This window comes from Candidatus Pristimantibacillus lignocellulolyticus, assembly GCA_023639215.1.
GTDB classification, from domain to species: Bacteria; Bacillota; Bacilli; order Paenibacillales; family Paenibacillaceae; genus Pristimantibacillus; species Pristimantibacillus lignocellulolyticus.
The window spans coordinates 2,237,701-2,262,013 of the sequence record CP097899.1 but is presented as its reverse complement, the minus strand read 5'-3'; the positions used below and the strand labels follow the sequence as shown (position 1 = coordinate 2,262,013).

Sequence of the window (24,313 nt, the reverse complement as noted above, 5' to 3'; positions counted from 1 at the left end):
ATACTTCTCTCCTTCACATTGGTACTAGTGTAAAGATATGGCCATATTTCTTACTATCATTCAAAAAAATTCTAATCTGATCTTGCTTACCAATCTCTATCTCCGGTAACTTGTTCATACCTGGCAAAATATCATGAATAAATGGATAGGAGATTCCATCGTCAATCGATGCCGGAATTGAGCCTTCCTTTTTCACATAGCACAATATTTCCTTCGTAATGAACATTTCACTATATAACTCAATCTTGGTGGTCTTTGTCTTTTTCAAAAAAGTACTACCATATTTAATCGCATATTTAACGATAGATTTACCCCAATTAAAGGCTATACTATTACGATCATCCTGTTGATCGTAGACACATTTTTGAGCATCAATATGACGATAAGCACATACTCGAATATGATACCGCCCCATATTATGGAGCTGTATCTTATAGCCTTTGTTTGCTTTATATTCTTCTCTCGTATACACTTTACTTTCTTGTTGCTGCTCTTCCTCTAGTGGACTATCAACAGTGCAGACCATAAGTACATATTGAATGTTTTCAGGCCATTTCCATGTGAGTGTACATTGATTTTCTTGAATATAATGTTTCAAGTCAGTTATATGATAATTGTCTGGTATATCCGTTACATACGTCCAATTACGATCCATGCTGTTCACCTTCCTAGTCCCTATCGAAGCTCTTTATATACCTGTTCGGGTCTGCCGCCCATTTGTTGATAGTTACGTTGTTGATTTCGTGATTGATACATCCCATTGCTTACGTCAGAATTTGATTGTTTATAAGCAATTACAGCTGTTGATAGTGCTAGCACAAGTGCCAAAATAATATCGGCAAATGCTCTCACTAATAGATCTGGTAATAATGACTTAATACCGAATTCTAATAGTAATCCCGCTAGCAATCCTCCAATTGCACCACCTATCATAAAGCTTTTTGCTAGATAGCGATTATTATAAATAATACCTAATGAAAGTCCCATTAATGCTCCGATTAATAAGATGCTAATTACGCGTACTAAGCCATAGTACAAGCTATCTAATGTATTAGCAGTTCTTTCGCCAACTAAATGCCAAGTTTGCGTTGCACGATAGATTTCATCCATTACAAGAGATAAACTTTGTGCTTTTGAAACCTCGTAAAACTTTCCGCCAGTATCTGATGCGATTGCTTTAAGCAAATCATTACCTTCGCGCAAAGACATATTCATCCCAATCGTGTTAACCGCTACGTTTTGGTCCTTATATTCAGCTAAAGCTGTATTGAGTTCAACTGGACTATAGCCATCAGAGATAAGAATAACCATACTTTTACGTCCATCTTGACTAGCTTCATTAATTTGATTCATTGCTTCTTGTAATGCAAGACCAATATCAGTCCCGAAATAAGGAGCATCCATATTTTGAAGATTCATAATTATTTCATCACGAACAGATTGTTGATTAATTGCAGTAAGCGGTTGGAGCACGTTGACGCTATCGTTAAATTCTAAAATAGCGACTCGCTTATCAGTCTCCATACCTTGAAACAATTGCTGAATAGCAGTAATACTCAATTTATTAGGATCTGTTTCAAGCATACTTTCCGAGTTATCAATAGCAATAATAATATCCTGTGGAGGCTTGCTGTTACCTAGATATAAGCCGTAAATAAACTGAAAGAGCATACCTGCTAGTAATAGCATTACAAGTGAGCCTGGTACAAGTAACTTCCATCCATCGCCCGAATTAGTGGCACGCCAATATTGCCCATTCAATTGTGGAGAAATCATCTCCGCGATTAGACATAGCAGTGCTACCCAAAATGCTAGCACACCAAAATATAGTCCCATAAGAACAATATAGTGAAGTTGGCCTTCTCCCCAATATAGAATAAACTCTCCCGAAATAAATCCTAGTACTCCACCAAGTATGCTAAATAAGATGAGCAGCGGATTAATTTTTTTTCTGTACATACTCCGACATCCTCTCTAACTTGTAGCTATTATTTTTCTTCGCTATGAAATTGATAACCATTTTGCAAATAGGCATCATAGTATTTCATGCCATTAATGACGTACATAATATCTGCTAGTTTAAATCCACCCATCATATTTAGCTTTTCAATTACTGAAGAATCCTTCTCATGTACACAACCTAGCTTATAGGTACGAGACTTCTCATCCACATGAAAGGAGTACTTAATAAATTCGCTCTCAAAATCTGCAAAGAAGTACTTTTCTTCGTATTTGTACTTTTGTTTATAATTATGAACATGAATATGAACAGTGGACTGCTCCTCTAATGCCAAGTATAAGTCACGATAAAGTTCTTCCTTGGAAAGCACCTTCTCCTTGTCCTCATACGATACAGTGATATTAGCACGATTCAAAAGTTCATCTTCAAATGATAAATTCAAATGATTACTTGTAAAAATCTCCTTTTTACAGAGGAGAATTAATCGTTCAATAAATGACATGCCTTGCTCATTAAGATGTTCTACAATATTTCCTAAATATTGTGATTCAAAATATATATGTTGGCCCTTTTTCTGTTCAAGCTCCTGAGATATTTTCCGAACAATGTCACTGTAGTACTCCGGGATATTGCGATCCAAGTAGTCATTAGCATCCTTTACACTTTGTCGCGAAACATCCTTCATTCCCTTTTCTATCGCTTGCAGCGTATCAAAATATTTCTTATAACGAGTATGCTGTTCCTGTAAAGCAGCTTCGTATTGTCTAACGAGTTCTAGCTGAATATCAAGCACTAACAGATCATGTTTTTTCGTATAGACTTGCTCAAAAATTTGGTTAATTGCTTGCTTCACACGTGTATTACCTAACAAAACAGAAAGAATATTACCCTTTTTATCCAAACGTCTATGTTCAATACGTTCAAGCTCCTGTTGTTCCTCATCTTTTCTTTTCAGTAAATGCTGCTTCATGCTCTGCAACTCATTCACGATAGAATATTCATCTTGCTCAGAGGTCCATAAGTACGCGCAATACATTCCATACCTAGAATCATTAATCACTTTACTGTTCATTCTTTGCTGCAAATCAGCAACAATGTTCAACTTTTCTATCTTTTGAAATGCAGGAACCGAAATATTGGTGTCAAAAAATTGCTGAGCTTGATTGTCAAATAACTGAACCTCAATTTCTTTTAACGATAAATCTTCAAGTCTACTTGAGGATACATTTTTGCTTAACAAAGCTCCCATATCCGGTAAAATGCGATCCTTGCTCGAAACGAGTTCAGAGGCTTTATGTTCTAAAGCCTCTGAGCTGACCAAGAGTAAATCACGAGTACGACGAAGCTCAACCTTACTCTGCTCTTGGAGAATATTCATAATATGTTGAAACAGATGATAAATAATCGTTAGTGCGATCGCTTGGTTTGGTTTGTTCACCTTAGAAAAACCTGCACTAGCATACACAACCTGATCATTTTCAGCTGAAGTAATTTGCTGTCTGAATTGCTGATTGCTATAACTTTCGTATTTGGTATCGATATGATCGATGACCTTTCTGCTTTTCAATAGATTAATGCTGCAAATCGCGTGATAAATTTGTTCGAAGCTTTGTTCTGGAAACGTACCGTTAATGTTTTTGTCACTTAACAAATACACCAAATCGAATAATGGTGCTGGTCCATATTCAACTGGAAGCTCTAGATTATCAGAAGTAACTCGAAGCATTTTCTTGTATTGAAATGTTCTGCTATGGAAGGCATCTACTTCTTTCAAAAAACTCATTGACAATGCCGTTGCAAATTCATCTGTTTGTTTTTCTTTGATCAAGCCATACATATCAACCTGAATAAGCTTAAATGACTCCGAGAGCAAATTACGGAGTAACAACGTAATCTCCGGAACAAGGATGTTACAAGGATCATCTACTCTCGTTACTACTGCCATATTCAGCCGTTCAAAATTAGAATATACATTACCATGCTCAGCAATCTGATTACTGAGTTCTCTAGCTAGCTGATTTAGTCTAACTAGAGTTTCAGTATCATCGAAAAAGCCAGAATAGACAGCTGGTCTCATGTTCTGTTTTTGATTACTTAAAAACTTCAGCTGTAGCGAAAGAACATTAGCTTTGTTCACGGTACGCTGGTGGTAGATATGAAAGTAAAATACACCTTTGCTATTATTCCACTTCTTATTATTCAATTCATGAACGGTGTCCAATGCCTCTGCAGACATATCTCCAATAAAGACGTACAGTAACGGGTTATTAATAATTAGCTGACCATCTACATCTCCAGAGATATGATCTACATGTGAATCGTAATCATTTGCATAGGCGTATAATTGTTGTTGCATACCGATCCCTCTACTCTAATGTTTTTAACATATTGTTAACTTTATCGAATATCTGCTTATAGAAGCTGTAAATCGCCTCACCATCAGCAAGTTCATGACGATCATAATCTAAAGCTTCTTTACTCTCACTAGCTGATCCCAACAAATCTCTTAAGCGTGTAAGCAGCGGTGTAATGTCAGCATCTGCTGTTAATACTCTACTACGCTTCGCAGCCTTATTCATGAGCAAGCTTCTGCGTTTGTCATCAAGAGCATTAACGAATTTAAATATTTCATACTCAACGAACTTATTTACTTGCATTAGATTTACAATGGACTCCCAAGAATCTTCGTTCACATCATGATCGTAGACGTATTGTGCACCCCTCTTGTAAATACTTTGTGTATAAAGCACTTCGATAAATAGATCTAGCTGCTTTCTATCATTAGAATGCTTATTGCTGATTTCCTCAAGTTCACTAATTTGCACCTTAATTTGCTCATATTTCAGTACTTCTTGACGTAGACGCTCAATAATATCAGGTGTACGAATTAAATTTTCCTTCGCAAAATCCGCATTAATACTTCCAAATATATCTTTGCTTTCTACCATTTCAAGACCGTTTTCAAGCAGCCCTTTTAACTCCTGTAGACAGCTATTCAATTGTGTGAAATTAATCGTTCCGGAATTCAAATTCAAGCTATGTTTTGCGAATATTTCATTTGCATTGAACGGTACTGTAAAAAATGTTTTATAACGATTGGTCGTTGCTTCTGTGTCTGCCTTTTCTTTGATACAACCAAATTGAATAGCTTTATCAAATAGCTCGCGAATGTCACGATTATACTGTCGCAAACGACGATTCTCGTATATTTCACCCCATGATTTCTCAGGTATTGGAGATGGCAAGAACGCCCAGTTTTTCTGTTGAGTCTGTACAAGATGACGACCGATGCCCTCTTGATCCAAAATAGTACGCTCATAACTCTCTTCATATTGTCTAATCGGAGTGTATGAGAACAATGGAATACCATTACGTGTATTCAACCAGAATATTCTATTCTTAACCTGACTTTCTTTGATCGTATAACGTGCCTGACCAATCGCAATGTCTTGATATTTTTTAATTCCTTTAAAAATATTAGCAGCATCTGCAGGAACAGATACAAAGCCCCATTGAGGGAAGTTAAAGTGACCAGAGCTATTGCTCAAGTGAAACACTGGTACTGCTTCCTCATCTAGTTTCTTCGCAATAATACGCTCAACTATATTATCAATAGATTCGTCCTTACCGTATTTAATCGATAGGAAATCTTCCATTGATTTCGTAATCAAATCACCAAATTGATCTGTCAAAAACTCAGAAATAGAGCCAATGACATCAATTTCATCTTCTTTTATCCATTGATGTGATTGGCTAAGCAAGCTGCTCGTGAAATCACGAATCAACTCTTCTACACCTTTATCATCAATAATATTACCTACTATTTTTTCAACATCTGGTACATTTACGATGTTCCAGTAATATGTTTTATTACCTTTATGGTCGACCTGTTCATCTCCGTTTAATAGGATTTGACCGTTATTTTCAAAGATTGTATTAAGCGCGTTTAATAACTCCGTAAATATTTCATAAATACGTGAGTTTTGACTGTTGATTGCTGTAATCATGTCCTCATAAAACTCAATCATTTGTTCCATACGAGCTTCATCTGCAAGTAACAAATACTCTTGAATTTTCGCTTCGATAAAGGCATCTTTTTTCTTTGGTTTAGAAATAAGTGCTGAGCGAGCATCTCCAAATTTTTGATTTGAAATATTTCTTGCTTGATCAATATCTTGCGGAATACGTGCTAGTTGTGCCTGTAAGGATTCAATATAAGATTTAATTTGGTTAATGATGCAATATCCCTTATTAGTTAAAATAATCCGTGATGCGAAAAACGGACCTTGTGAAGGATTTTGGAATATACGATCTAATTGTTCATTGAAATTTTCAAGCAATTGCGCTGGATATTGTTTTTTTGTTTTAACATATTGTTCACGCGCACGAGAAAGATAGCTATGCTCTAGCTCTGTATCAACGTTAATGATCTGACCTTTTATGACGTTGTCGTAGCTAAAGTGATCATTATTCTGATAACCAGGAATAGCTTCTGGTACACGACTTTCAAACTCTCTCGTCACTGCATCCATATCAACACCGATTTTACGCATTAGTGTTGCAACATCTTCTTGATTAGGAGTGCTGTCGAACATTTTCTCCATCTTTTTGAATAAACGATACGCTAAAAACGTTGTGATTTCCTCAATAGGTAAAACTGCTGAGGAAGCACCAATAATATTATATTTATAGTTAGCAGTAAAAGGACGTGGCATCTGATTAATGTTTGTACGAATATTACTAATATAATCGTGAATAGCAAACTCTTCGCCTGATTGTTTGTCCTCGCTAGCCATAAAGTTTGTAATGTTTTCCGCCGTTACGTTCATGCAGTAATCATACGAATTTTCAAGCAGTTTACCATCAATATTAGTTGCCGATATAAGATGAGCAAGATTGAATGGTGGCATAGGTGAATTTACTGTAATTGCATTACCATATCGTTGCTTAAATCGTTCATTTCTTTCATCTACATTCATCCAGTAATCAAGCTCTTTCAACGCTGCATAGCCATTTTTCTTAATATATTCCTTCGTATGGTCCGTTAAACTTTTATTAGCTAGATTCACGTCGGGCATAAAAATATAACCGAGCATATTAACTTTATCTACACCTGCCGCACCATACTCACGCTCCATAATGGCACGCACAATGTAGGAAATATCGAGGAAGCAGCCACTTCCTGTACCCCCAGAAATACCTGTTAACATAAACACCATTAACTTCTTATTCGTTCCTAAAGACAATCCTTGAATTTTCTTCTCTAATGCTTGCACAACTTGCGTGATTTTTGTGAATAGTAATAAACGTCCAGCCTGACGAATACCTGATGCTCCACTTATACCATCCGTAATTAGCAGTTCAGGTGACAACCAATCGGTAATGTAAGACTCTAGCGTCGTGCGATCCTGCAGCAAACCTCCAATTTCAGAATTTGATAACAATACAAATTCTGATAATGGATCAAGACCGATACCTTTATATTTTTTGTGGCGATCATGTTCGTTCGTTTCAAAAGCAATAAACTCCACATTATCTGGTTTTTCTTTGCGTTTTTTGGAGATAGAGTCCTCAGGTAATTTAAAGCGACGATTAATCTGGTATTTCAATCGTAGCAAAGCATCAATACCTGTACCCCCAAGACCAATAACTAGCATGGGATTATCAATGGTATCTACTCGAATCTTATCGCTGACAATACCTCCACCCTGTGATACATCTAATTGCTGGATATGTTCTCTGATCGCTGCTTTCATCCCTAAAAAACCCTCCCAAAACTTTTTTTACTCATGTGTTCTGTTACTACCTGCAAATAATAAGTAGCCTCGCAAACATATAAACTACACAATATATTCTAATGAAATTGATTTATTAACCTGCTGCAGCGTAATCATAATACGCTCATTTTTTCTTAGTTCTTTACCTTTCGTTGCATCAAATGCTCTCCCTGATTTCTCAATTGAACAATCAGATGCATTATAGACATAAATCAGGTCATTCCCTTGTTTGAACATGATCTTCTCCGTTTCAATAAATTCAGGAGCGAGTTGTAATACATGATGTAATTTAAAACTTCCCTTAAATGAATTTAGCTTTTTATATTGCGGACTAGTTCGTTCGTTTGTATCAAGATCATAGACTTCTATGACCAACTGACCATAGAACCCGCGATTTTTCTCCTTTATCCACTTTGCGATCAAGATTGCCGCAATAATAATGATTATTAATGCTGCAACACCGATAATAAGCAGTAGCCAAGGAAATTCCTTTTCTTCCTCATTTGGAGTTGTTGAACCCTTCGGTGTAGTCGTCGGGGCAGGTGTCGCTGTTGCTTGCTGTGCTGCTCCTTTACCGCTAATGGTTAACAGCTCGCTTTCACGGTAAAAGTTAGCATCCTCGATTTTAATCATTAACTCATAGTCATGTGCATCTGGAATTTTAAATTGTCCAGTGAAGCTTGTTGCAGCATTAGTAAGCTCCGTCTCTTGAACCTGCTGAGTATCCATATCTGTTATAACAAGTGTCGCTTTTAAATCTTTATACTGTTCAGTATCAGTAATCTGCCCACCATTGGCAGACATTGTTGCTTTAATATCAACGATATCACCAACCGCATAGGTAGCTTGCTCTGGTGCTATACTCACATCAACTTGTAAGTCATAATTGAAAATAAGATTAATATCAATTTTATCTTCGTTTACACCTTTCACTTGTAACTTCCAATCGCCTTGTTGTGGATTAATAAGTTTTAGTAATGTATATGCATTAGAAGTTGAATACACAACATCGTCTGAAGGTAAAGCAATCTCTGCACCGGATGGATCAATCAGCTTAACTTCAATTTTCTGAGCTGACATCATGGAAATATTAGCTTCAATTACATTACTATTAGGAATTTCAATATTAATTTCTTGAAATTGACCATTTCCTACTACTGTATTTAACGGGATAACTTTTAACTTCATGTGATCTGCAAATATTTCACTTAAAATACGTGGTAAGTCCTCAGCTGAGCTCGTTACGAACGACTTTCCTTTTGTTTTAGCTGATAAATCTTCTAAAACTTTTTTATTGAGTTTACCGTCCGCATTTAGACCAATAGTATAAATGGGAATATTGTTGTCAGTTGCCTTTTGTACGGCAGCTTGAAGTTCCTTATCAGAATCAGCTTGCTTTCGTCCCTCAGGCAATGAATTATTTCCATCAGCAAGTAATACAATCATTGGAAAATGACTGTTTGAATTGCTCTTTTCCAATACCTTTACCGCTTCTGCAACACCAATAGCAAGATCGGTATATGGACCACGATTAATATCATCAATAAAATCCTTTAGATCCTGTTTATCTTCAACCGTATCAATTTGCAACAAGGCTTTTTCTCGTTCGATCTGATCAGTATAAGAAATTACCCCTATACGATCCCCTTGAATAGATGACATATCAACAAAGAGCTTCATCGCTTCATTTGCTACTTTATTTTTATCGCTATTATTCATAGATGTACTAGAATCTATAACTAGCATGACATCAATCTTCTGATTCGAATTACCTACAGCAAAAATCATTTGATGACTTAACACTAATGAAAAAATAATTGCTAGAATGACTGTCTTCCCTAGAAAACCTAATCTCCATTTATTGTGTGGCACCCTCATATGAATCCTCCATTTGATGAATTAATCTATTAAAATATAAATGATGTAAAATAAGGGACAAAACTACGAATTGTGATATAATTCCTATGATAATGATACCCTTTTTGAGAAAAAATTTCCATGTCTTATTTTATTTATCAAACATACTACATTAATCTATATATAGAAAGAAGTGATCATTTTTGGTAGCATATGTGTTGTTATTTGTTAGTCTATTATTCCTATTTATGAAGTGGCGTTCACTTCATAATCACAAAAAGTCATTAATATCATTAAAACAATTAGATGAAGAGTTAATAACTATATTAAGTAAACAAGGTGATCACTAATGCAAAACAAATTACCAGTTCAATTTCGGAAATCTAAAACGGTGAGTTATCAATTTGAACGACTGCAATACTGTAAATCTTGTAATGGTTATTCCGTTCTATCCGAGTCAGAATGTAATAATTGCCATGCAAAAAACAGTACTATTTCACTCGAGAAATATGCTCACATCTTAAACTCTCGTATGAAACGAACTGAACTACTTGTCGTTATTGCCTTGGCGGCACTTGCCGTTGTATTTTCACAAGATCTTCTACAACTATTGTTAACAGGGGCTATTGGACTATCCATTACAATTGCATATATGATATTACAGCGGACCTATCGAAACTCCGAAAAAAGTTCTCGTTTGCAGCAACTTGTTATGAAAGAGAGTCCTATCATTCGCGATTACTTGCAACAAGAAGTTCAAAAATCTGAAGAACTTATGGAACAAAATCAACTAAAATTGGCGTATGAGGATTTACGAGAAATCGGCTCACTGCTTCATATCGATGAAATTAAGCTCCTCAAAATTGATTGCCTTAAGCATTTTATTATTCGAAACGATATGGACCTTGAGCTTGATACGATTATTCCGAATCGTTATAATGCTGATCTTGTCAATTATATATACGAAGTTTCAAAAGTTAATCGACAAGCCATTCGCGAAGATGCCATTCACTATATCGTAAACTATCGTCATATCATTGAAGCATTACCAAATGGTCATGATATTTTAGTTAGCATCGCTTCATGTACTGTTAAAATGAAACATTATGTCACTCACTTCTCATCATTTATCCTCGACTTTGTACAATTTATGCCGAGAGATAGATTATTAAGACTATGTAAATTACTAAGCAATATCTCAAATTCTGAATTAGTAGAATTACATCTTCTTAAAATGAAATGCAAAGAAACAGTTAGAGTACAGTACGGATTTGATCCTGATTTCCAAGGGATCTTGTAGGAAGGCTGGGATAAAGATATGCACATTACAACGATAAGAAAATCATTTCTCTATCAATTACTTTGTACCATTATCGTTATTATTCTCTTCATAATTATAGGGTATAAGCTAATTGCTACTGGTAATAAAATAGACAATTACAATAAAGCTGAATTATTAATGAGCGATAATAACCTCGTAGATGCCTTTGCTTATTACACAGAGGCAAATGAAAATAGATGGATTCAATATAAAGAAAAAGAAACGACGGAAGCATTAACAAAGCTGCAGCCAGTCGCAGATATTCAAACCTCTCTTCAAGCTATGCGTGAGGCTATTGCTTCTAAATCAATTTCTAATGAAATCTTAATCAAGACATACAATGAATACAGATCCTACAAAAATGCTACCTTAAAAAAGACAGGGAATATTGTAAATATATTTCATGTCATAGATGAACAATACGGATTAGAGCAATCATTTAGCGAAAAATTCATAGCACGTATTACATCAATAGAGAAAAATATTTCGGACTTAACAAGTAAAAAAGAAACGAATCAAGAACTAATTATCACCTATTTTACGATGCCTTCCGAGTATATGGGCGGTGAAGATACACGACTAGCGCGCATTGCCGAAATCCTTATTCCGTATGATACTATGAGAATTGAATTAATAGCTCAAGATGCAAACTATAGTAACGTTCAGGATCAATCGGTAAATATACATACTTTCTACAAGGACCATAATATTAAAGCCTACTGGATTCCAGAGCTTATTGAACAGGTTGCACTAGCACGTTTAACAGCAATGGTAGATGATAATAATATCGCTTCATTCCTCAACGTAGCTAAAAAGTATGAATCATCAAATTTATTAATTAATAGTAGTAATTCTGTTATCCCATATATACAGAAAAGTCATCAATCCTTTATAGATAAGGCTGCACAGCTAGTAAAGGAAAGTAACTATGCAGATGCTATTGAACTGTACAATCAATTAGATGTATACAAGGACACTAGCAAGCAAGTGAAAGATGTACAAATAAAATGGGCGAAAAATGACCCTAATTACTTACTTGAAAAAGCTTATGCAGGTCAAACCTTCTCAGAGATGATAAATGGTACAAACCAGTTTAATGCAGTTGCTTATGTTGTTGCTGCTAACAATAACAAGCTTGTCCTTGTAACCATGAATGATGAACTTACGGTTTCTCAGCAGGAAATATCACTTCCTGCTGGATTTTCTGTCAAGACTTTGAGAACAGAAAATAAATTATCTCCAAGTGGAGAAACTGTGTTTCTATTAGAAGGAAGTTCTTCAAGTAGAAAAAATCATTATGTCGCATATCAATATTCATCTAATACTTTCAGTAATCTATTAGATCTTGAAGCAGATAGTTATACGATTGAGTCTGCAGGAAAACTACTTGTTAATAACGCTACTGGAGAAGGTAGTGAGCAATTATCATGGTACGATTTCTCCAATGGCAATTATTATTTTACAGCTATTAAACCTGACTATACGGAAATTAATCTAAGTGAGCTAATCAATTATAAAAACCAAAAAGTTCGATTCCATTGTGAAATTATAACTACAGATGGAAGTACTGCAATTGTTCAATATGGTGACGAATATATTTTATTAACGGATGTGGCTAATCTTTATCCTGGATATGCTATTATTACAGGGACCTACACTTCAACGGATGTTATTACAAACGGCGATCAACAATTTACTGCGTATAATGTCAAAGTTAGTGAGGCTACTCAATAGTGTTATTACAGATCTAAAAAACACAGGCGAATTTCCATTCGATTCCGAATGAAAATTCGCCTTCTTTATTGCGGATTACGAATCGTATTCATCCTTATTTTGCATTAACTTGAATGTCTCCCACTGATGTAGATGCCTTGATAAGATAACCATTAGATCCAATTGTTCCTGTCTTTTTATTGGATGAATTCACGCTATAGTCGATTCCTTCCAAGTTCGACGACACTGAACCAATTTCGCTTACTAGCTTGATTTCAGCTGATTTCGGAGATTCATTCAAATCAATTCTAATTGCTCCTGCATCAGTTTTTGCAGTCAAATCGTTTTCCAGACTAAATCCTTCTACTACGATCTGACCAGCATTAACTTCAAGTTTCATCTCACCAACTACACTTTTAAGCTGGATAGATCCCGCATCTACAGTAATATCTATACTCTTCGTATTTAAATCATTAACATCTACTAATCCAAAATTATTATTAATTGTTAATTGATCATACACTTTATCCGGCAACGAGATATTTAGCTTTCTTTCACCTCTTGTGTCATTGATAAGGCTCTTGTTTTTTTCTTTTTCCTTTACATTAATATCTAATTTGCTAGATTTAATGGAAGCTTCTAATGTAAATTTGCTTTCGATCTTATCGTCAACCAGTAATTCCACTTCTGCATTGTCAGTTGTACTTTTTGTAACAAATATTACCATTGCAGCTACATTGATCTGAACTTTATCAAAATCATCAACCTTGAATGACTCTTTTTGTAAACTAATAAGTTCGCCCGAACCAGAACCTTCACCGATAACAACATTTCCAACGTTTGTAGCAAATGAACCGCAACCTGTCATCCCAACTGCAAGTAGAACAACCAGTAATAACTTACTTATCGTTTGATACGATCTCATGATCTCTTCTCCTATTTACAACCATATTTTTCTATATTATAACATGAATTAGAAAAAGCAAAACAGACCCTCGACCAGACTTTAACTAGACTTTAGACGGGTACACACTTGTATCTAATCAAAGTAAAAAAAGAAAAACCATCCAAAAGGACGGTCTCAAGTTTGCATTACTAACTAAATAAACTATTTTATTTCATTCATAAAGTTTCTGAAATTTTCAGCAATTTCTTTTGCTTCCGTACGATACAAATAATGATCTGCTTCCACTGTCATCACTTTACCATGAACAGAATCTTTTATTTGCTCTTCATGCTCTGGTATCCATCTATCAGTTACTGGATGATTCGCTTGTATAAAGAAAAGAAGGGGAAGATTCTTTGGGAATGTCAAACTTTCAGCTTCACTAAAATTAGAATACATATTTTCAATTTCATTTAGTTGGGTTGGATTCAACATATTTTTGAGACCAAGCATTCTCATTTGTTCTTTCGTTTCATCATCATATGGTAATGAAGCATACGGGTTATCGCCTAGTTTCACAAACAATCTGGCGAAACCTAATTTTTTGAGTAGGTTTAATTTTTTTAATGTTGAAGGTTCAACCTTCTGTTCTTTTATAGTTGGAACACTGGTATCAAGCCCAACAAATGCACTCACTTCATTTTCATATTTGTTCACGTAATCTAATCCGTAAAGGCCTGAAATGGAGTGAGCCATTAGAATATAACGGTCAATTTGTAGACTTTGCAATGCTTGATGAATTTCGCTTACAATATTGTCTGTACTTCGTTCCACTTCAGTTAGATCACTTAATCCATAACCAAAAGGCTCAATAACTACAACTTTATAGAATGGAGATAATTCTTCTACTAAAGGCTTAAAATCAAGGGCTGGTGCCGCTGTTCCAAAACCAGGTAAGAGTACAATTGTTTCTTCCCCTGTTCCTTGAATAAATGCATTCATCTTTTTCCCGTCTACAGACACTAATTGACCATAAGAATTTATTTCTCCCTGCTCCGAATTGGTAGCTACCTTATCAACGATAAAAACAATAGCTAAAAATAAGACTACTAATATAGCTACTACTACTATTGCTCTCCATATAAAGATAAGTAATTTTTTCTTGATTGGAGTTTGTTTCCTATCTATAGTCATATCCTTTTTTCGTTTTATTACCTCACTTAGTTTCACTCATATCTACCCCTGACATCACCTATTTATTATCTACAAGTCTTTAAGGAGATTTTACCTGAAGAATATGTACCCTTTGTAACGCCAATATGAACGGAATATGAACAGGCAAAAAAATACGGCAGCGGCATGTCCCATGCCGCTGCCGTATTATACTCATTGAATTGAATTCATAAGCTCATAGAAGTAATGCGATTGTTGCGTCTTATTAAGACTATACCAAGATTCTAATGTTTCTGAAGTGAATACATCCAAAGCTTTCAAGACATGAACAGAAAATTCTAGTGGAGCTATTCCTGATGCAGTGATCAGCTTACCATCAGTTACAACAGAGTCCATCTTGTAATAGTTTTCGCCAGTGTACGTAGGACAGACCATTTTAAGATATTCCAGATCATTACTTGTATGTGAACGTGAATTCAACAATCCTATCTGAGCAAGTCCGATTGTAGCACCACAAATCGCTGCAACTATTCCCCCTTCTGCTAAACATCGCTGGGCGATTTTCAATATTGGTTGATGAATAGTTTCCATCCATGTATTTCCTCCGGGTAAAATTAATGTATCCGTACCTTCAATACTGCAATTCTCAAGTGTAATGTCGGGTATTATTGTTAATCCACCCATTGTAATTACAGCAGTCTTTTCAATACCTACAGTAACTATTTTAGATGAGGCCAGACCCTTTTTATAATATCTTCCCGAGTTCAATTCGGCAGTTAAGTAACCTATTTCCCAGTCTGCCATTGTGTCAAACACATATAGATATACCTTATTCATTCGCACATTCTCCTTATTTTCAATTTCATCAGATGACACTAAGCATCCATCAGTTATCTATGATTATCCTCATTATAAAATAGCTTCACTGACATCTACTGTCAGTGAAGCTATTAAGATTGATAATATTGTATTAATTCTGATGCAATAGAGACAATTTTTTCCTTCAAACTCTGTGGTTCAACAACATGAATGGATTTCCCGTAGGATAGGAGAATATAAGGAACAAAGGTATGAATTGATTTATCGTCAAGTAAAAAGATTGCTTGATTGGATGTTCGTTCTTGCAGATGATGTCCCAAAAACCAATGTAGGCATAAGCCATCCAATGCCTCTGATCTACCTCGGATAATTAAAGAAGTTAATCCGTTGTTACCAGCCAAATCAGGTAACAGATTTTGCATAAAAAATTCTCGGGGCGAAAATGCCTCTGGACGATCAAATATTATTTGAGTAGGTTTGATTTGCAAAATCCGATCTACTCGAAAGCTACGAAACTCATTCCTTAGGTGGCAAAATGCAACAGTATACCATTTATTGTTCCAGTAAACCATTCCATAAGGATCTATCACCCTATTTTTCGGTTGTTCTTCACGGTTTGGGCGATATTCAATTTCTACAGAAAATTGGTTTGCAACAGACTGTTCTAATTCCAATAACACTTGCTGAACTGAAGAGTCTCCCCTATGGTTTATCACTTCAAAACCGGCCAAATGACGACTAAGAATACTTTCCTGTTCTTGATTAGAATACATCTTTAATTTTGATGTTGCATTATCTAACGCCTCGCTTAAAGGGTATCCGGTCTCTTTTGCAAAAATTGCAGCATGAAGGAGTGCCTTCTTTTCATCCATCTCAAATAGCAATGGCGCTCTAATAAAATTGTTCATCAAGCTATACCCACCATTATGACCTGTTTCCGATATAATAGGTACTCCACTCGCACATAATGCATCAATATAACGATAAACTGTCCTTATATTTATTTCTAACTTTTCGGATATTTGTTTTGCTGTAACTTTTACCCCCGTATTCAGCATCCATAGAATCGATAGCATATTATCGTTTTTTGGCATAGTATGCACCCTCGTTTTTGTAAGATTTCAAAATTTAGTAAACATCATTAGAGCATTGTTATTTCTCAGAGCTAACCATTCAAACAAGCCATTCCCTCTAAGAATACTATATACTACTTTCATTCACACCATCTAATCGCTATATCGCTAGTTTTAATGAAATAGTGACTTTAAATAGGTCGCTTTCCGTTTCAATATTAAGACTACCTTCATGAAGATCTACGATTGATTTGGCAATAGCAAGTCCAAGTCCAGAACCTTCAGTTTGTCGTGATGTATCTCCACGTTTGAATCTTTCAAACAACTCATCTATATTTTCGCTAAGTTCAAATTTAGATATGTCATTATAACGCCCAATAACGGAATAAAGGACTACCACAAGGCAGTCCTTTATTCCGTCAAATTATATAAATATCATTGTATCCCTATACGATCATTTAATGCTAGGTTAGCATACAAGCCTTAATCATCTAATCCTTTTCCATCTAGAATTTGTTGCATATATTTCTCAACTCGAGAAACACGAGTTTTTGATTGTTTAGGTTGAGAAAAATAATAAATGTAAGCTCTTTGCCGCCCGGGCGTCAATGCTTCAAAAGCAGTTTTTAAGTCAGCTTTTTCATTTAATTTATTTTGAAATTCTTCAGGAACTGTGTACTCTGCGGTCTCTTTCAATTTTACTTCTAACCCAGCTTTTTCAACTTCGATAGCTTCAATAATATAGTCTTTTAAAATGGACTCCATCTCTACTATTTGTTGAACATTAGTAAATCTAATCTGGCGCGCCGCTTGCACATTCTCCGTTTGTTGAATTAGAATATGTTGGGGATCTTTCAATAAGGCCCCTTTGTGAAACAGAAGTGCACAGTAGTCTTTAAATCCATGGATTAACACAATGTTTTTATTTTTTAACGTATAACAAGGATGCATCCACTTGAATTCCTCGGTCAAATCACAGTCAAGAACGATATTTCTTAATTGCTCATATTCTTGCTTCCACTTTTTAGACTTACTTAAAAATTCATCAACCTTAGCATTGGTTCTAATATTGGTCATCAAGGAACTACCCTCTCCATTATAAGTTTGTGTATGACTTACTGTATCTAACATCTTACATGTTTGCGTTTGAAACCAGGATCTCTTTTATCTATAAACTTTTGAATTTGTTCTGATGCGATTAGAACGTTTTCCTTTTTCTTCTCACTCTTAATAGATACAGGACCCACTATCTTCGCAGTCTCGAACGCCAAATCATGAAGCGGCAAATAAGATACTCCTACGGTGTAAATAAAATTATTTATGGAGGATTTCGCTCGTTCGGGTGCATCGTGTATCGTGTTTTTTGCCAATTCAAGCAACTTAGCTATTTTACTTTCGGAAAATTCACGATCTGGGCGATTGCCTAAAAGCCAACAGTAACAACTCCATCCCGCCGACATTTTCAGTTCTTCACCGCTTTCGATCCACTTGTCAGAAACTTGTTGTGCAATATCTGTTTCTGACAAAGTTACCGCTACGATAAAATCAGATATCATATAAAAATAAGCAGCATCAATCCAGCGTTCAAAATCCGCTTCGGTCATAGCCTTCGGTTCAGCAATAATTCCTGCAAAGTACATGGCATCATAGTTACCTGTAGCGTAAAGCTGCTCAGCCAAAGGTTGATTAAGTTTTATTTTCCGAAAAAGAGGCTTCATTTCTCCTGTATTTACGCCAAAAAGCGGTTCTTGTGCCCCATTAGATTGGTAAATTTTCTTCGTTCGTTCCTTACCTAGAGCTTCAAGTTCCTGCATAACCATCTGAAAATCCATGATTAACACTCCTTCTACTTTGCTATTATTTTTCACTTATAGTATAAAGTCTTGCATAGATTATTATTTCATATTCAGATTAGGATGTTTTTTATTGCTTCGGATCTACAAGCGTAAATTGTTCTAGCATGTAGTAAAATCTTGCCCCATGGCCTTCTGATGCCTCAAGAAAGTATTTTTCCGTAATGACAAAACTTCCCCCGTAACCATTAGAAAGTACATAAACTTTCACTACTGGACTATCCCAGCTTTGACCGTCCTTTGCCGCTATTAGTGTCGCTTCAAGAGGCTCCGTAACTTGAACTGGTGCTTCAACTTTATCATATTTCTCAGCCAAAAGCTGCTGCTGCTCCGCAATAATCTGCTCAGGTAACACTCCTACCACTTGCTTAATACTCATCGAAACCTCAGGGTATCGCTCTTCCAACGGGATCTTCGGCATGATTACGTCCTGATTTTCCTCTTGAACAAGCTTATATCTATCTTCATCTATATAGATAACATAACCCGATTCTGTATTTTGCAATACAATGTCCTTTTCTTCGGGCATGCCCTCGTACTCTTCAATCACTTTTTTCTCTGGCTCAAAATATTGCTTAATTTGATTAACAAAAGCTTGACCAGTATTCGTTGTCACCATCACACCAACTATACTCGCTGCTGCAACAAGAGTAATAATCCAACCCCATTTACTCCCTTTTCTGTTGTTAGACTCTTTCATATACTTCTCCTTACTCAGAAGTTTTGGTGTATGTTGCACCGGACTTGTGCCTTCTTCACTAACCGTATCTTCATTAGAGCTTTCTTTTAATTGTAGCTCTTGCGAAATACTTTTCCATATTTCCTCTTTATCTAACGAGTCGCTATTTGAATGATTATACAAAGCATTCGTAATCATCTCATCTAATTGCTTTTCTTTCATTGAACTGCACCTCCAGATTCATGCTTCAACAAATTTTTCAGTTTTATACGAGCCTTGTATAGCCGTGATTTAATCGTATTTACATTTTCCTGTAATATATCTGCAATTTCCTGATCCTTCATATCATGCATATATTTCAAAATAACTGGCACTCGATTATGCTCTTCTAGCTGCTGAATCGCGATATAAAGAGATTCATATTCAATGAAAGGATGCCGATCTTGATACAATGGCTCCACCACTTGTTCGCCTGCAACTTCCGAATCGTTGTTCTTTTGGCTTATTCGTTTGCATTCATTTAGTAATATCGTATAAAACCATGGTTTAAATTCGCGATCCATGTCAAATTGATTTAACTTTCGATAAACTCTTATAAATGCTTCCTGAACAACATCTTTCGCTGACGATTGCTGATTTCGTAAAATAATGGTTGAAACCCTCACTGCATATTCAAAGTACCTATCATAAAGCACTCTAAAATATTGCTGTTCACCTTGCTTTATTTTTTCAATAATTTGATTATCATTCAATAGCTCCTTCTCCCTTCTGTTCCCATTAAAAAGTAATCATATATATTACCCTTATTATTTCGATTTCGTTTTCAAGTATTAAAAAGAAATTTATAGTTTTATTCAATAACTTTGGTATTATCGTGATTATAAAAATAAAAATACCAAAAAACAACCTGATGCTTGAGCATCAGGTTGCTTGTCCTTACCTATGAAAAGTAATGAAAAGCTACTGCTTTCATTCTTTTATTTTGTCATCCATTCAGGTTTAGAGAAGCCTTGGAACTGCTCGTCCATCGTTTTCTCAAACTCAGCAGATTCAATAACTTCTTTCAAATCTTTAGCGAATTGGCTTTCGATATCTTTTGTTCTAACAGCTACAACGTTACGATAGTTTTCAGCCATATTCTCAAGTTGCAATGCAGTAGTCAGGTCCATACCCGCTGCTAGTGCGAAGTTTCCTGCTACTACAGACAGATCAGAGCTGTCCAGTGTACGCGGAAGCTGAGCAGCTTCAAGTGAAGTTATTTTAAGATTTTTAACATTAGTTTCGATATCCTTATCGGAAATTGTTGCCGGATCTGCATCTGCTTTGATTGTAACTAACCCAATATCCTGAAGCAGCAGTAGTGAGCGTGCAAGATTGGCAGGATCATTCGCTATCGTAAGCGAACTTCCCTCTTTAATATCATCAATAGATTTGATTGTGTTAGAATACAAACCCATTGGCGCAGTTGGAACACTAGTGACAGCGCTAAGTTCAAGCTTGTTATCCTCGGCAAACTTATTCAAATAAATAATGTGTTGGAACAGGTTAGCATCGATCGACCCGTTATCAAGCGATCTGTTGGGCTGAACATAATCATTAAATTCCACGATCTCAATCTTGTAGCCCTTCTCTTCCATAAGAGGCTTAATCGCTTTGTTCACCATATCACTATAAGGACCTGCAGTTGCACCAATTTTTAACGTTTTTTTCTCCCCAGCAGCACCTTCGTTAGAACTCGTTCCTTCTTGCGTGTTGTTACTACCACATGCGGCAAGCAATGACATCAATAAGATGCACACCGTAACGATTGTTAATTGTTTTTTCAATGTAATTATCCCCTTTTCTGAGTTGTAATAATATTTCACCTTAACGTTTATCTACTTTACGAGATGCCCAATCACCAACGATTTGGATAATTTGAACAACTACGATTAGAAGAATAACTGTTGTGAACAGTACTTCATTATCATATCGATAATAGCCGAATCGGATAGCGAGATCGCCAATTCCTCCGCCACCAACCGTACCTGCCATCGCAGAGAAACCAAGCAAGCTGATTGCCGTTATAGTAAGACCTGAAATAATTCCCGACTTCGCTTCAGGTAGCAATACTTTGCGAATAATAAACCAAGGTCTTGCACCCATTGCAATAGCAGCTTCAATGATTCCTTTATTGACCTCTCTAAGCGAGTTTTCTACCAAACGCGCAAAGAATGGAATCGCTGCAACAGAGAGCGGAACAGCTGCAGCTGTTGGACCAATTGTAGTTCCAAGTAAAAATTGAGTGAATTTCAACAGTAACACAAGCAAAATTAAGAACGGTATTGAGCGTACAATATTCGAAATTACACCCAAAATCATATTAATAACACGATTCTCTGAAAATAGACCTTTACTGCTTATAAATAACAATACACCAAGCGGCAGACCAGCAACAAAAGCAATCAGTAGGGAGATACCAACCATGTAGAGTGTTTCATAAAATGCTTTTGCCATATCGGGAAGTATTTCGATGAATGAGCTAGACATGATGAACCACCTCCACAATACAAGATCGTTCATTCAAATACCGAATGGCCGAATCGACTTCTTCATCGGTTCCGGTTACTTCCATTATGAAAGTTCCGAGAGGTTTTTCGCCTATATACTCGATTTTCCCATGCAAAATATTTGCTTGAATTCCACTCTTCTTCAGTAAATCTGAAATAATAGACTGCTGGGCAGCATCGTCACGGAACAATACTTTTAATACTTTTCCAGATGGGTCAAGCTTCTCCCAAAGTTTAGCTGGTAACTTAAATTCCAAAACACTATTGATAAATTCCTGAGTCAGCGGCTGTACCGGATTAGCAAAAATCTCATATACGTTACCGTCTTCAATTACTTTTCCATTTTGCATGATGGCAACCCTGTGACATAACTCCTTCACAACTTCCATCTCATGTGTGATGAGCACAATAGTAAGCCCAAGTTTGCGATTAATTTCGCGAAGTAGTGACAGTATAGACTGTGTCGTCATCGGATCAAGTGCTGACGTTGCTTCATCGCATAGCAGCACTTGCGGATCGTTCGCCAACGATCGTGCGATGCCAACACGCTGTTTTTGACCTCCACTTAATTGAGCAGGATAGCTGTCTGCCTTATCCCCTAGACCAACGAGCTGAAGTAGCTCCGTAACTTTGCTTGGAATAGACCACTTTGGCTTGTCCGCTGCTTCCAAAGCAAGCGCGACATTCTCGAATACGGTTTTACTTCCGACAAGATAAAAATGTTGAAAGATCATGCCGATCTTTTGCCGAGCGACTCTCAGCTCATTTTTATTCAGAGTGGTGAGGTCAACGCCATTCACCAACACTCTGCCAGATGTTGGCGTCTCAAGCAGGTTGATACAACGCAGTACTGAGCTCTTACCTGCGCCACTATAACCGACGATTCCAAATATTTCACCTTTTGCAATATGAAGATTGACGTTGTCGACGCCAACGACTGTGCCTTTATTCGTTTTGTACAGCTTGTATAAGTCAACTAGTTCAATCAACTTTATCCTCCTAGCACACCAGTTACCTAGTTTACAATGTATCTATTTATGAAGCCATCCATTTCCGATGATTTCAATATGAATTAGTATAACAAATAATTACGATTAATATATAATTATATTTCCTTCTTATTGTTATTTTCAAATTAAATAATTAATCAAACTACTATTATACATTAATAAACTAATTTATTATTATTTTATATAGTTAATATTACTTCCATTATTTAAACATCCTCATTAATCAATGCTCTCTTACTATTATTGATGATTTTGCCAAAATCATTCGCACTATATAAATTACATACAATTTTTTATGCATATACATTTAAAAGAAAAAGATGGCTCTTTGGTTTATTAACCACCTTCCGAGCCATCCTTTTATATCACCTTCGCAACTAATCACTGTTATGATACCGAATGAGTATTATTTACCCCCAATATTGCTGGGCAATTTTTAATCCTTGATTAATCTTCGTCCACTGCTCAGCCTCAGTTAATTCATTACCACCATCACATGACGCAAAACCGCACTGATGAGAAAGCAATAATCTGTCCTTATCAATAATTTTCGATGCTTCATCAAGCATTTTAATTACACGAGCTTCATCATCAAGAGTATTAGTTTTAGAGGACAACAAGCCAAGTACAATTTCCGTTTCAGGCTTATCCTTAAACACAGCAAGCGCCTCAAGTGAACCTGCACGTTCATCGTCCCATTCAAGGAAAAAGCGATCATATTTAAGCTGCTTTAAGAAGAGGTTAGCAATTTTGGCATATGAGCCTCCACCCATATTACGGGAATCATAGTTACCACGGCAGTTATGCGTCCACATCTTCAAGCCTAAACTATGACCAAAATCTATTACTAGATTGTTAATATCAATAAACTCTGTAGCAAGAGCTTGTACTTCCTCTTGATTGATGTTCTCACCTGTATATGGAGAGTTCGGGTTGTCATCAGCAAAAAGCTCCCACAAGCAATCGTCGAATTGCAGAATTTTCCCTCCCGCAGTAGCAAATTGCTCAACAAATTCCTTATATGCCTTGACCAGACCGTTTTTAAGCTCATGTCTATCTTTATAAACTGCTTCTTTACCACCAATATTATCCGACCATGACAATTCACCAAAAATATGCGATGGAGAAGGAACACATAACTTTGTTTCATGGTCGCCTGCAGCAGCTTGTAGCTTTTTAAATACTTTAATAAAGTGGTGATTTTTTCCGCTTAATTCACCCGTAATTCGTAGACCAATATCTTTTCGTGTCTCGTATTTCGAAGTTCCATCTGTGTCTCTGAAAAAATATCCATGATCCGCAATATAGCGGCTAACCCCTTCGAGGCCCCAGACAAAGTCCAGATGCCACATGGATTTGGAATATTCACCATCCGTAATAATCGACAAACCATTCTCAATTTCTTTATCTACTACAGCTTGGATTGCCTTTGCTTCGCATTGCTCATATCCTTCAAATTGTTGATAAAATGGATAATTAATGTCATCACGATGCTCAATTTGCGTTTTATATTCTAGTAGATCAGCCGGACGTAACAAGCTACCTACGATTTGAAATTTATTACACATAAAAAAAACCTCCTCAATCTAGTACATGTCAATTAGTAATGCAATGATTGTAGCATGTAGAGGTAATGTACAAGT

At 36.1% G+C, this 24,313-nt stretch carries 19 protein-coding genes and 1 pseudogene; 2 read left to right on the top strand and 18 right to left on the bottom strand.

From position 1 onward, the window contains the following. Positions 1–13: 13 nt before the first annotated feature. The 5 genes from NAG76_09565 to NAG76_09545 form a co-directional block, all read right to left on the bottom strand. Positions 14–655 carry a beta-mannanase gene (locus NAG76_09565; GenBank protein ID URN96440.1) on the bottom strand — a complete coding sequence of 214 codons (642 nt, stop codon included), beginning with the start codon at positions 653–655 and terminating at the stop codon, positions 14–16. Positions 656–675: 20 nt separating this feature from the next. After that, entirely contained in the window at positions 676–1,959 is a 1,284-nt protein-coding gene (locus NAG76_09560) for a VWA domain-containing protein (GenBank protein URN96439.1), read from the bottom strand. 29 nt (positions 1,960–1,988) lie between these two features. Next, positions 1,989–4,316, bottom strand: a complete 2,328-nt coding sequence (locus tag NAG76_09555) for a hypothetical protein (protein ID URN96438.1) — start codon at positions 4,314–4,316, stop codon at positions 1,989–1,991. A 10-nt stretch (positions 4,317–4,326) separates the two neighbouring features. Beyond that, positions 4,327–7,716, bottom strand: coding sequence for a tubulin-like doman-containing protein (locus NAG76_09550; protein URN96437.1), 3,390 nt, complete (start codon positions 7,714–7,716; stop codon positions 4,327–4,329). 84 nt (positions 7,717–7,800) lie between these two features. Further along, positions 7,801–9,615, bottom strand: coding sequence for a VWA domain-containing protein (locus NAG76_09545; GenBank protein URN96436.1), 1,815 nt, complete (start codon positions 9,613–9,615; stop codon positions 7,801–7,803). A gap of 328 nt (positions 9,616–9,943) precedes the next feature. On the opposite strand from NAG76_09545, the gene NAG76_09540 reads away from it, so the two are divergent. Both NAG76_09540 and NAG76_09535 read left to right on the top strand, forming a co-directional pair. Then, the gene (locus NAG76_09540) at positions 9,944–10,894 is read left to right on the top strand and encodes a hypothetical protein (GenBank protein URN96435.1); all 951 of its coding nucleotides are present in this window, start codon (positions 9,944–9,946) and stop codon (positions 10,892–10,894) included. An 18-nt stretch (positions 10,895–10,912) separates the two neighbouring features. Further along, complete coding sequence (locus NAG76_09535; protein ID URN96434.1) at positions 10,913–12,649, top strand: hypothetical protein; 1,737 nt, start codon at positions 10,913–10,915, stop codon at positions 12,647–12,649. Positions 12,650–12,743: 94 nt separating this feature from the next. Here NAG76_09535 and NAG76_09530 read toward each other — a convergent pair whose 3' ends face one another. The 13 genes and pseudogenes from NAG76_09530 to NAG76_09470 form a co-directional block, all read right to left on the bottom strand. Next, the gene (locus tag NAG76_09530) at positions 12,744–13,553 is read right to left on the bottom strand and encodes a DUF4097 domain-containing protein (GenBank protein URN96433.1); all 810 of its coding nucleotides are present in this window, start codon (positions 13,551–13,553) and stop codon (positions 12,744–12,746) included. 183 nt (positions 13,554–13,736) lie between these two features. After that, entirely contained in the window at positions 13,737–14,708 is a 972-nt protein-coding gene (locus NAG76_09525; protein ID URN96805.1) for an alpha/beta hydrolase, read from the bottom strand. Between the two features lie 192 nt (positions 14,709–14,900). After that, positions 14,901–15,524: a glutamine amidotransferase gene (locus tag NAG76_09520; GenBank protein ID URN96432.1), complete on the bottom strand. Its 624-nt coding sequence runs from the start codon at positions 15,522–15,524 to the stop codon at positions 14,901–14,903. 113 nt (positions 15,525–15,637) lie between these two features. Further along, a complete protein-coding gene (locus tag NAG76_09515) occupies positions 15,638–16,600 on the bottom strand; it encodes a YafY family transcriptional regulator (protein ID URN96431.1) in 963 nt (320 codons plus the stop codon). Between the two features lie 139 nt (positions 16,601–16,739). After that, positions 16,740–16,904: pseudogene (locus tag NAG76_09510) on the bottom strand (ATP-binding protein). 158 nt (positions 16,905–17,062) lie between these two features. Further along, positions 17,063–17,656 (bottom strand): YdeI family protein, encoded by a 594-nt coding sequence (locus NAG76_09505; protein ID URN96430.1) that lies wholly within the window; start codon positions 17,654–17,656, stop codon positions 17,063–17,065. 47 nt (positions 17,657–17,703) lie between these two features. After that, positions 17,704–18,411: a DNA alkylation repair protein gene (locus NAG76_09500; protein URN96429.1), complete on the bottom strand. Its 708-nt coding sequence runs from the start codon at positions 18,409–18,411 to the stop codon at positions 17,704–17,706. A gap of 91 nt (positions 18,412–18,502) precedes the next feature. Further along, positions 18,503–19,333, bottom strand: a complete 831-nt coding sequence (locus tag NAG76_09495; GenBank protein URN96428.1) for a hypothetical protein — start codon at positions 19,331–19,333, stop codon at positions 18,503–18,505. After that, positions 19,330–19,863, bottom strand: coding sequence for an RNA polymerase sigma factor (locus tag NAG76_09490; protein URN96427.1), 534 nt, complete (start codon positions 19,861–19,863; stop codon positions 19,330–19,332). The genes NAG76_09495 and NAG76_09490 overlap by 4 nt, the downstream gene beginning before the upstream one ends. A 225-nt stretch (positions 19,864–20,088) precedes the next feature. Beyond that, entirely contained in the window at positions 20,089–20,937 is an 849-nt protein-coding gene (locus tag NAG76_09485; protein ID URN96426.1) for a MetQ/NlpA family ABC transporter substrate-binding protein, read from the bottom strand. Positions 20,938–20,977: 40 nt separating this feature from the next. After that, complete coding sequence (locus NAG76_09480) at positions 20,978–21,640, bottom strand: ABC transporter permease (protein ID URN96425.1); 663 nt, start codon at positions 21,638–21,640, stop codon at positions 20,978–20,980. Further along, positions 21,633–22,649 (bottom strand): methionine ABC transporter ATP-binding protein, encoded by a 1,017-nt coding sequence (locus tag NAG76_09475; protein URN96424.1) that lies wholly within the window; start codon positions 22,647–22,649, stop codon positions 21,633–21,635. Before NAG76_09475 ends, NAG76_09480 begins: the two co-directional genes overlap by 8 nt. A gap of 431 nt (positions 22,650–23,080) precedes the next feature. Beyond that, complete coding sequence (locus NAG76_09470) at positions 23,081–24,238, bottom strand: cobalamin-independent methionine synthase II family protein (protein ID URN96423.1); 1,158 nt, start codon at positions 24,236–24,238, stop codon at positions 23,081–23,083. Between the last annotated feature and the right edge of the window lie 75 nt (positions 24,239–24,313).

Coding starts and splice junctions, on each gene's coding strand:
- NAG76_09520 (URN96432.1), bottom strand. CDS start 15,524: ATGAATAAGGTATATCTATATGTGTTTGACACAATGGCAGACTGGGAA.
- NAG76_09535 (URN96434.1), top strand. CDS start 10,913: ATGCACATTACAACGATAAGAAAATCATTTCTCTATCAATTACTTTGT.
- NAG76_09505 (URN96430.1), bottom strand. CDS start 17,656: ATGACCAATATTAGAACCAATGCTAAGGTTGATGAATTTTTAAGTAAG.
- NAG76_09525 (URN96805.1), bottom strand. CDS start 14,708: ATGACTATAGATAGGAAACAAACTCCAATCAAGAAAAAATTACTTATC.
- NAG76_09480 (URN96425.1), bottom strand. CDS start 21,640: ATGTCTAGCTCATTCATCGAAATACTTCCCGATATGGCAAAAGCATTT.
- NAG76_09530 (URN96433.1), bottom strand. CDS start 13,553: ATGAGATCGTATCAAACGATAAGTAAGTTATTACTGGTTGTTCTACTT.
- NAG76_09545 (URN96436.1), bottom strand. CDS start 9,615: ATGAGGGTGCCACACAATAAATGGAGATTAGGTTTTCTAGGGAAGACA.
- NAG76_09560 (URN96439.1), bottom strand. CDS start 1,959: ATGTACAGAAAAAAAATTAATCCGCTGCTCATCTTATTTAGCATACTT.
- NAG76_09540 (URN96435.1), top strand. CDS start 9,944: ATGCAAAACAAATTACCAGTTCAATTTCGGAAATCTAAAACGGTGAGT.
- NAG76_09515 (URN96431.1), bottom strand. CDS start 16,600: ATGCCAAAAAACGATAATATGCTATCGATTCTATGGATGCTGAATACG.
- NAG76_09555 (URN96438.1), bottom strand. CDS start 4,316: ATGCAACAACAATTATACGCCTATGCAAATGATTACGATTCACATGTA.
- NAG76_09500 (URN96429.1), bottom strand. CDS start 18,411: ATGGATTTTCAGATGGTTATGCAGGAACTTGAAGCTCTAGGTAAGGAA.
- NAG76_09550 (URN96437.1), bottom strand. CDS start 7,716: ATGAAAGCAGCGATCAGAGAACATATCCAGCAATTAGATGTATCACAG.
- NAG76_09495 (URN96428.1), bottom strand. CDS start 19,333: ATGAAAGAAAAGCAATTAGATGAGATGATTACGAATGCTTTGTATAAT.
- NAG76_09470 (URN96423.1), bottom strand. CDS start 24,238: ATGTGTAATAAATTTCAAATCGTAGGTAGCTTGTTACGTCCGGCTGAT.
- NAG76_09565 (URN96440.1), bottom strand. CDS start 655: ATGGATCGTAATTGGACGTATGTAACGGATATACCAGACAATTATCAT.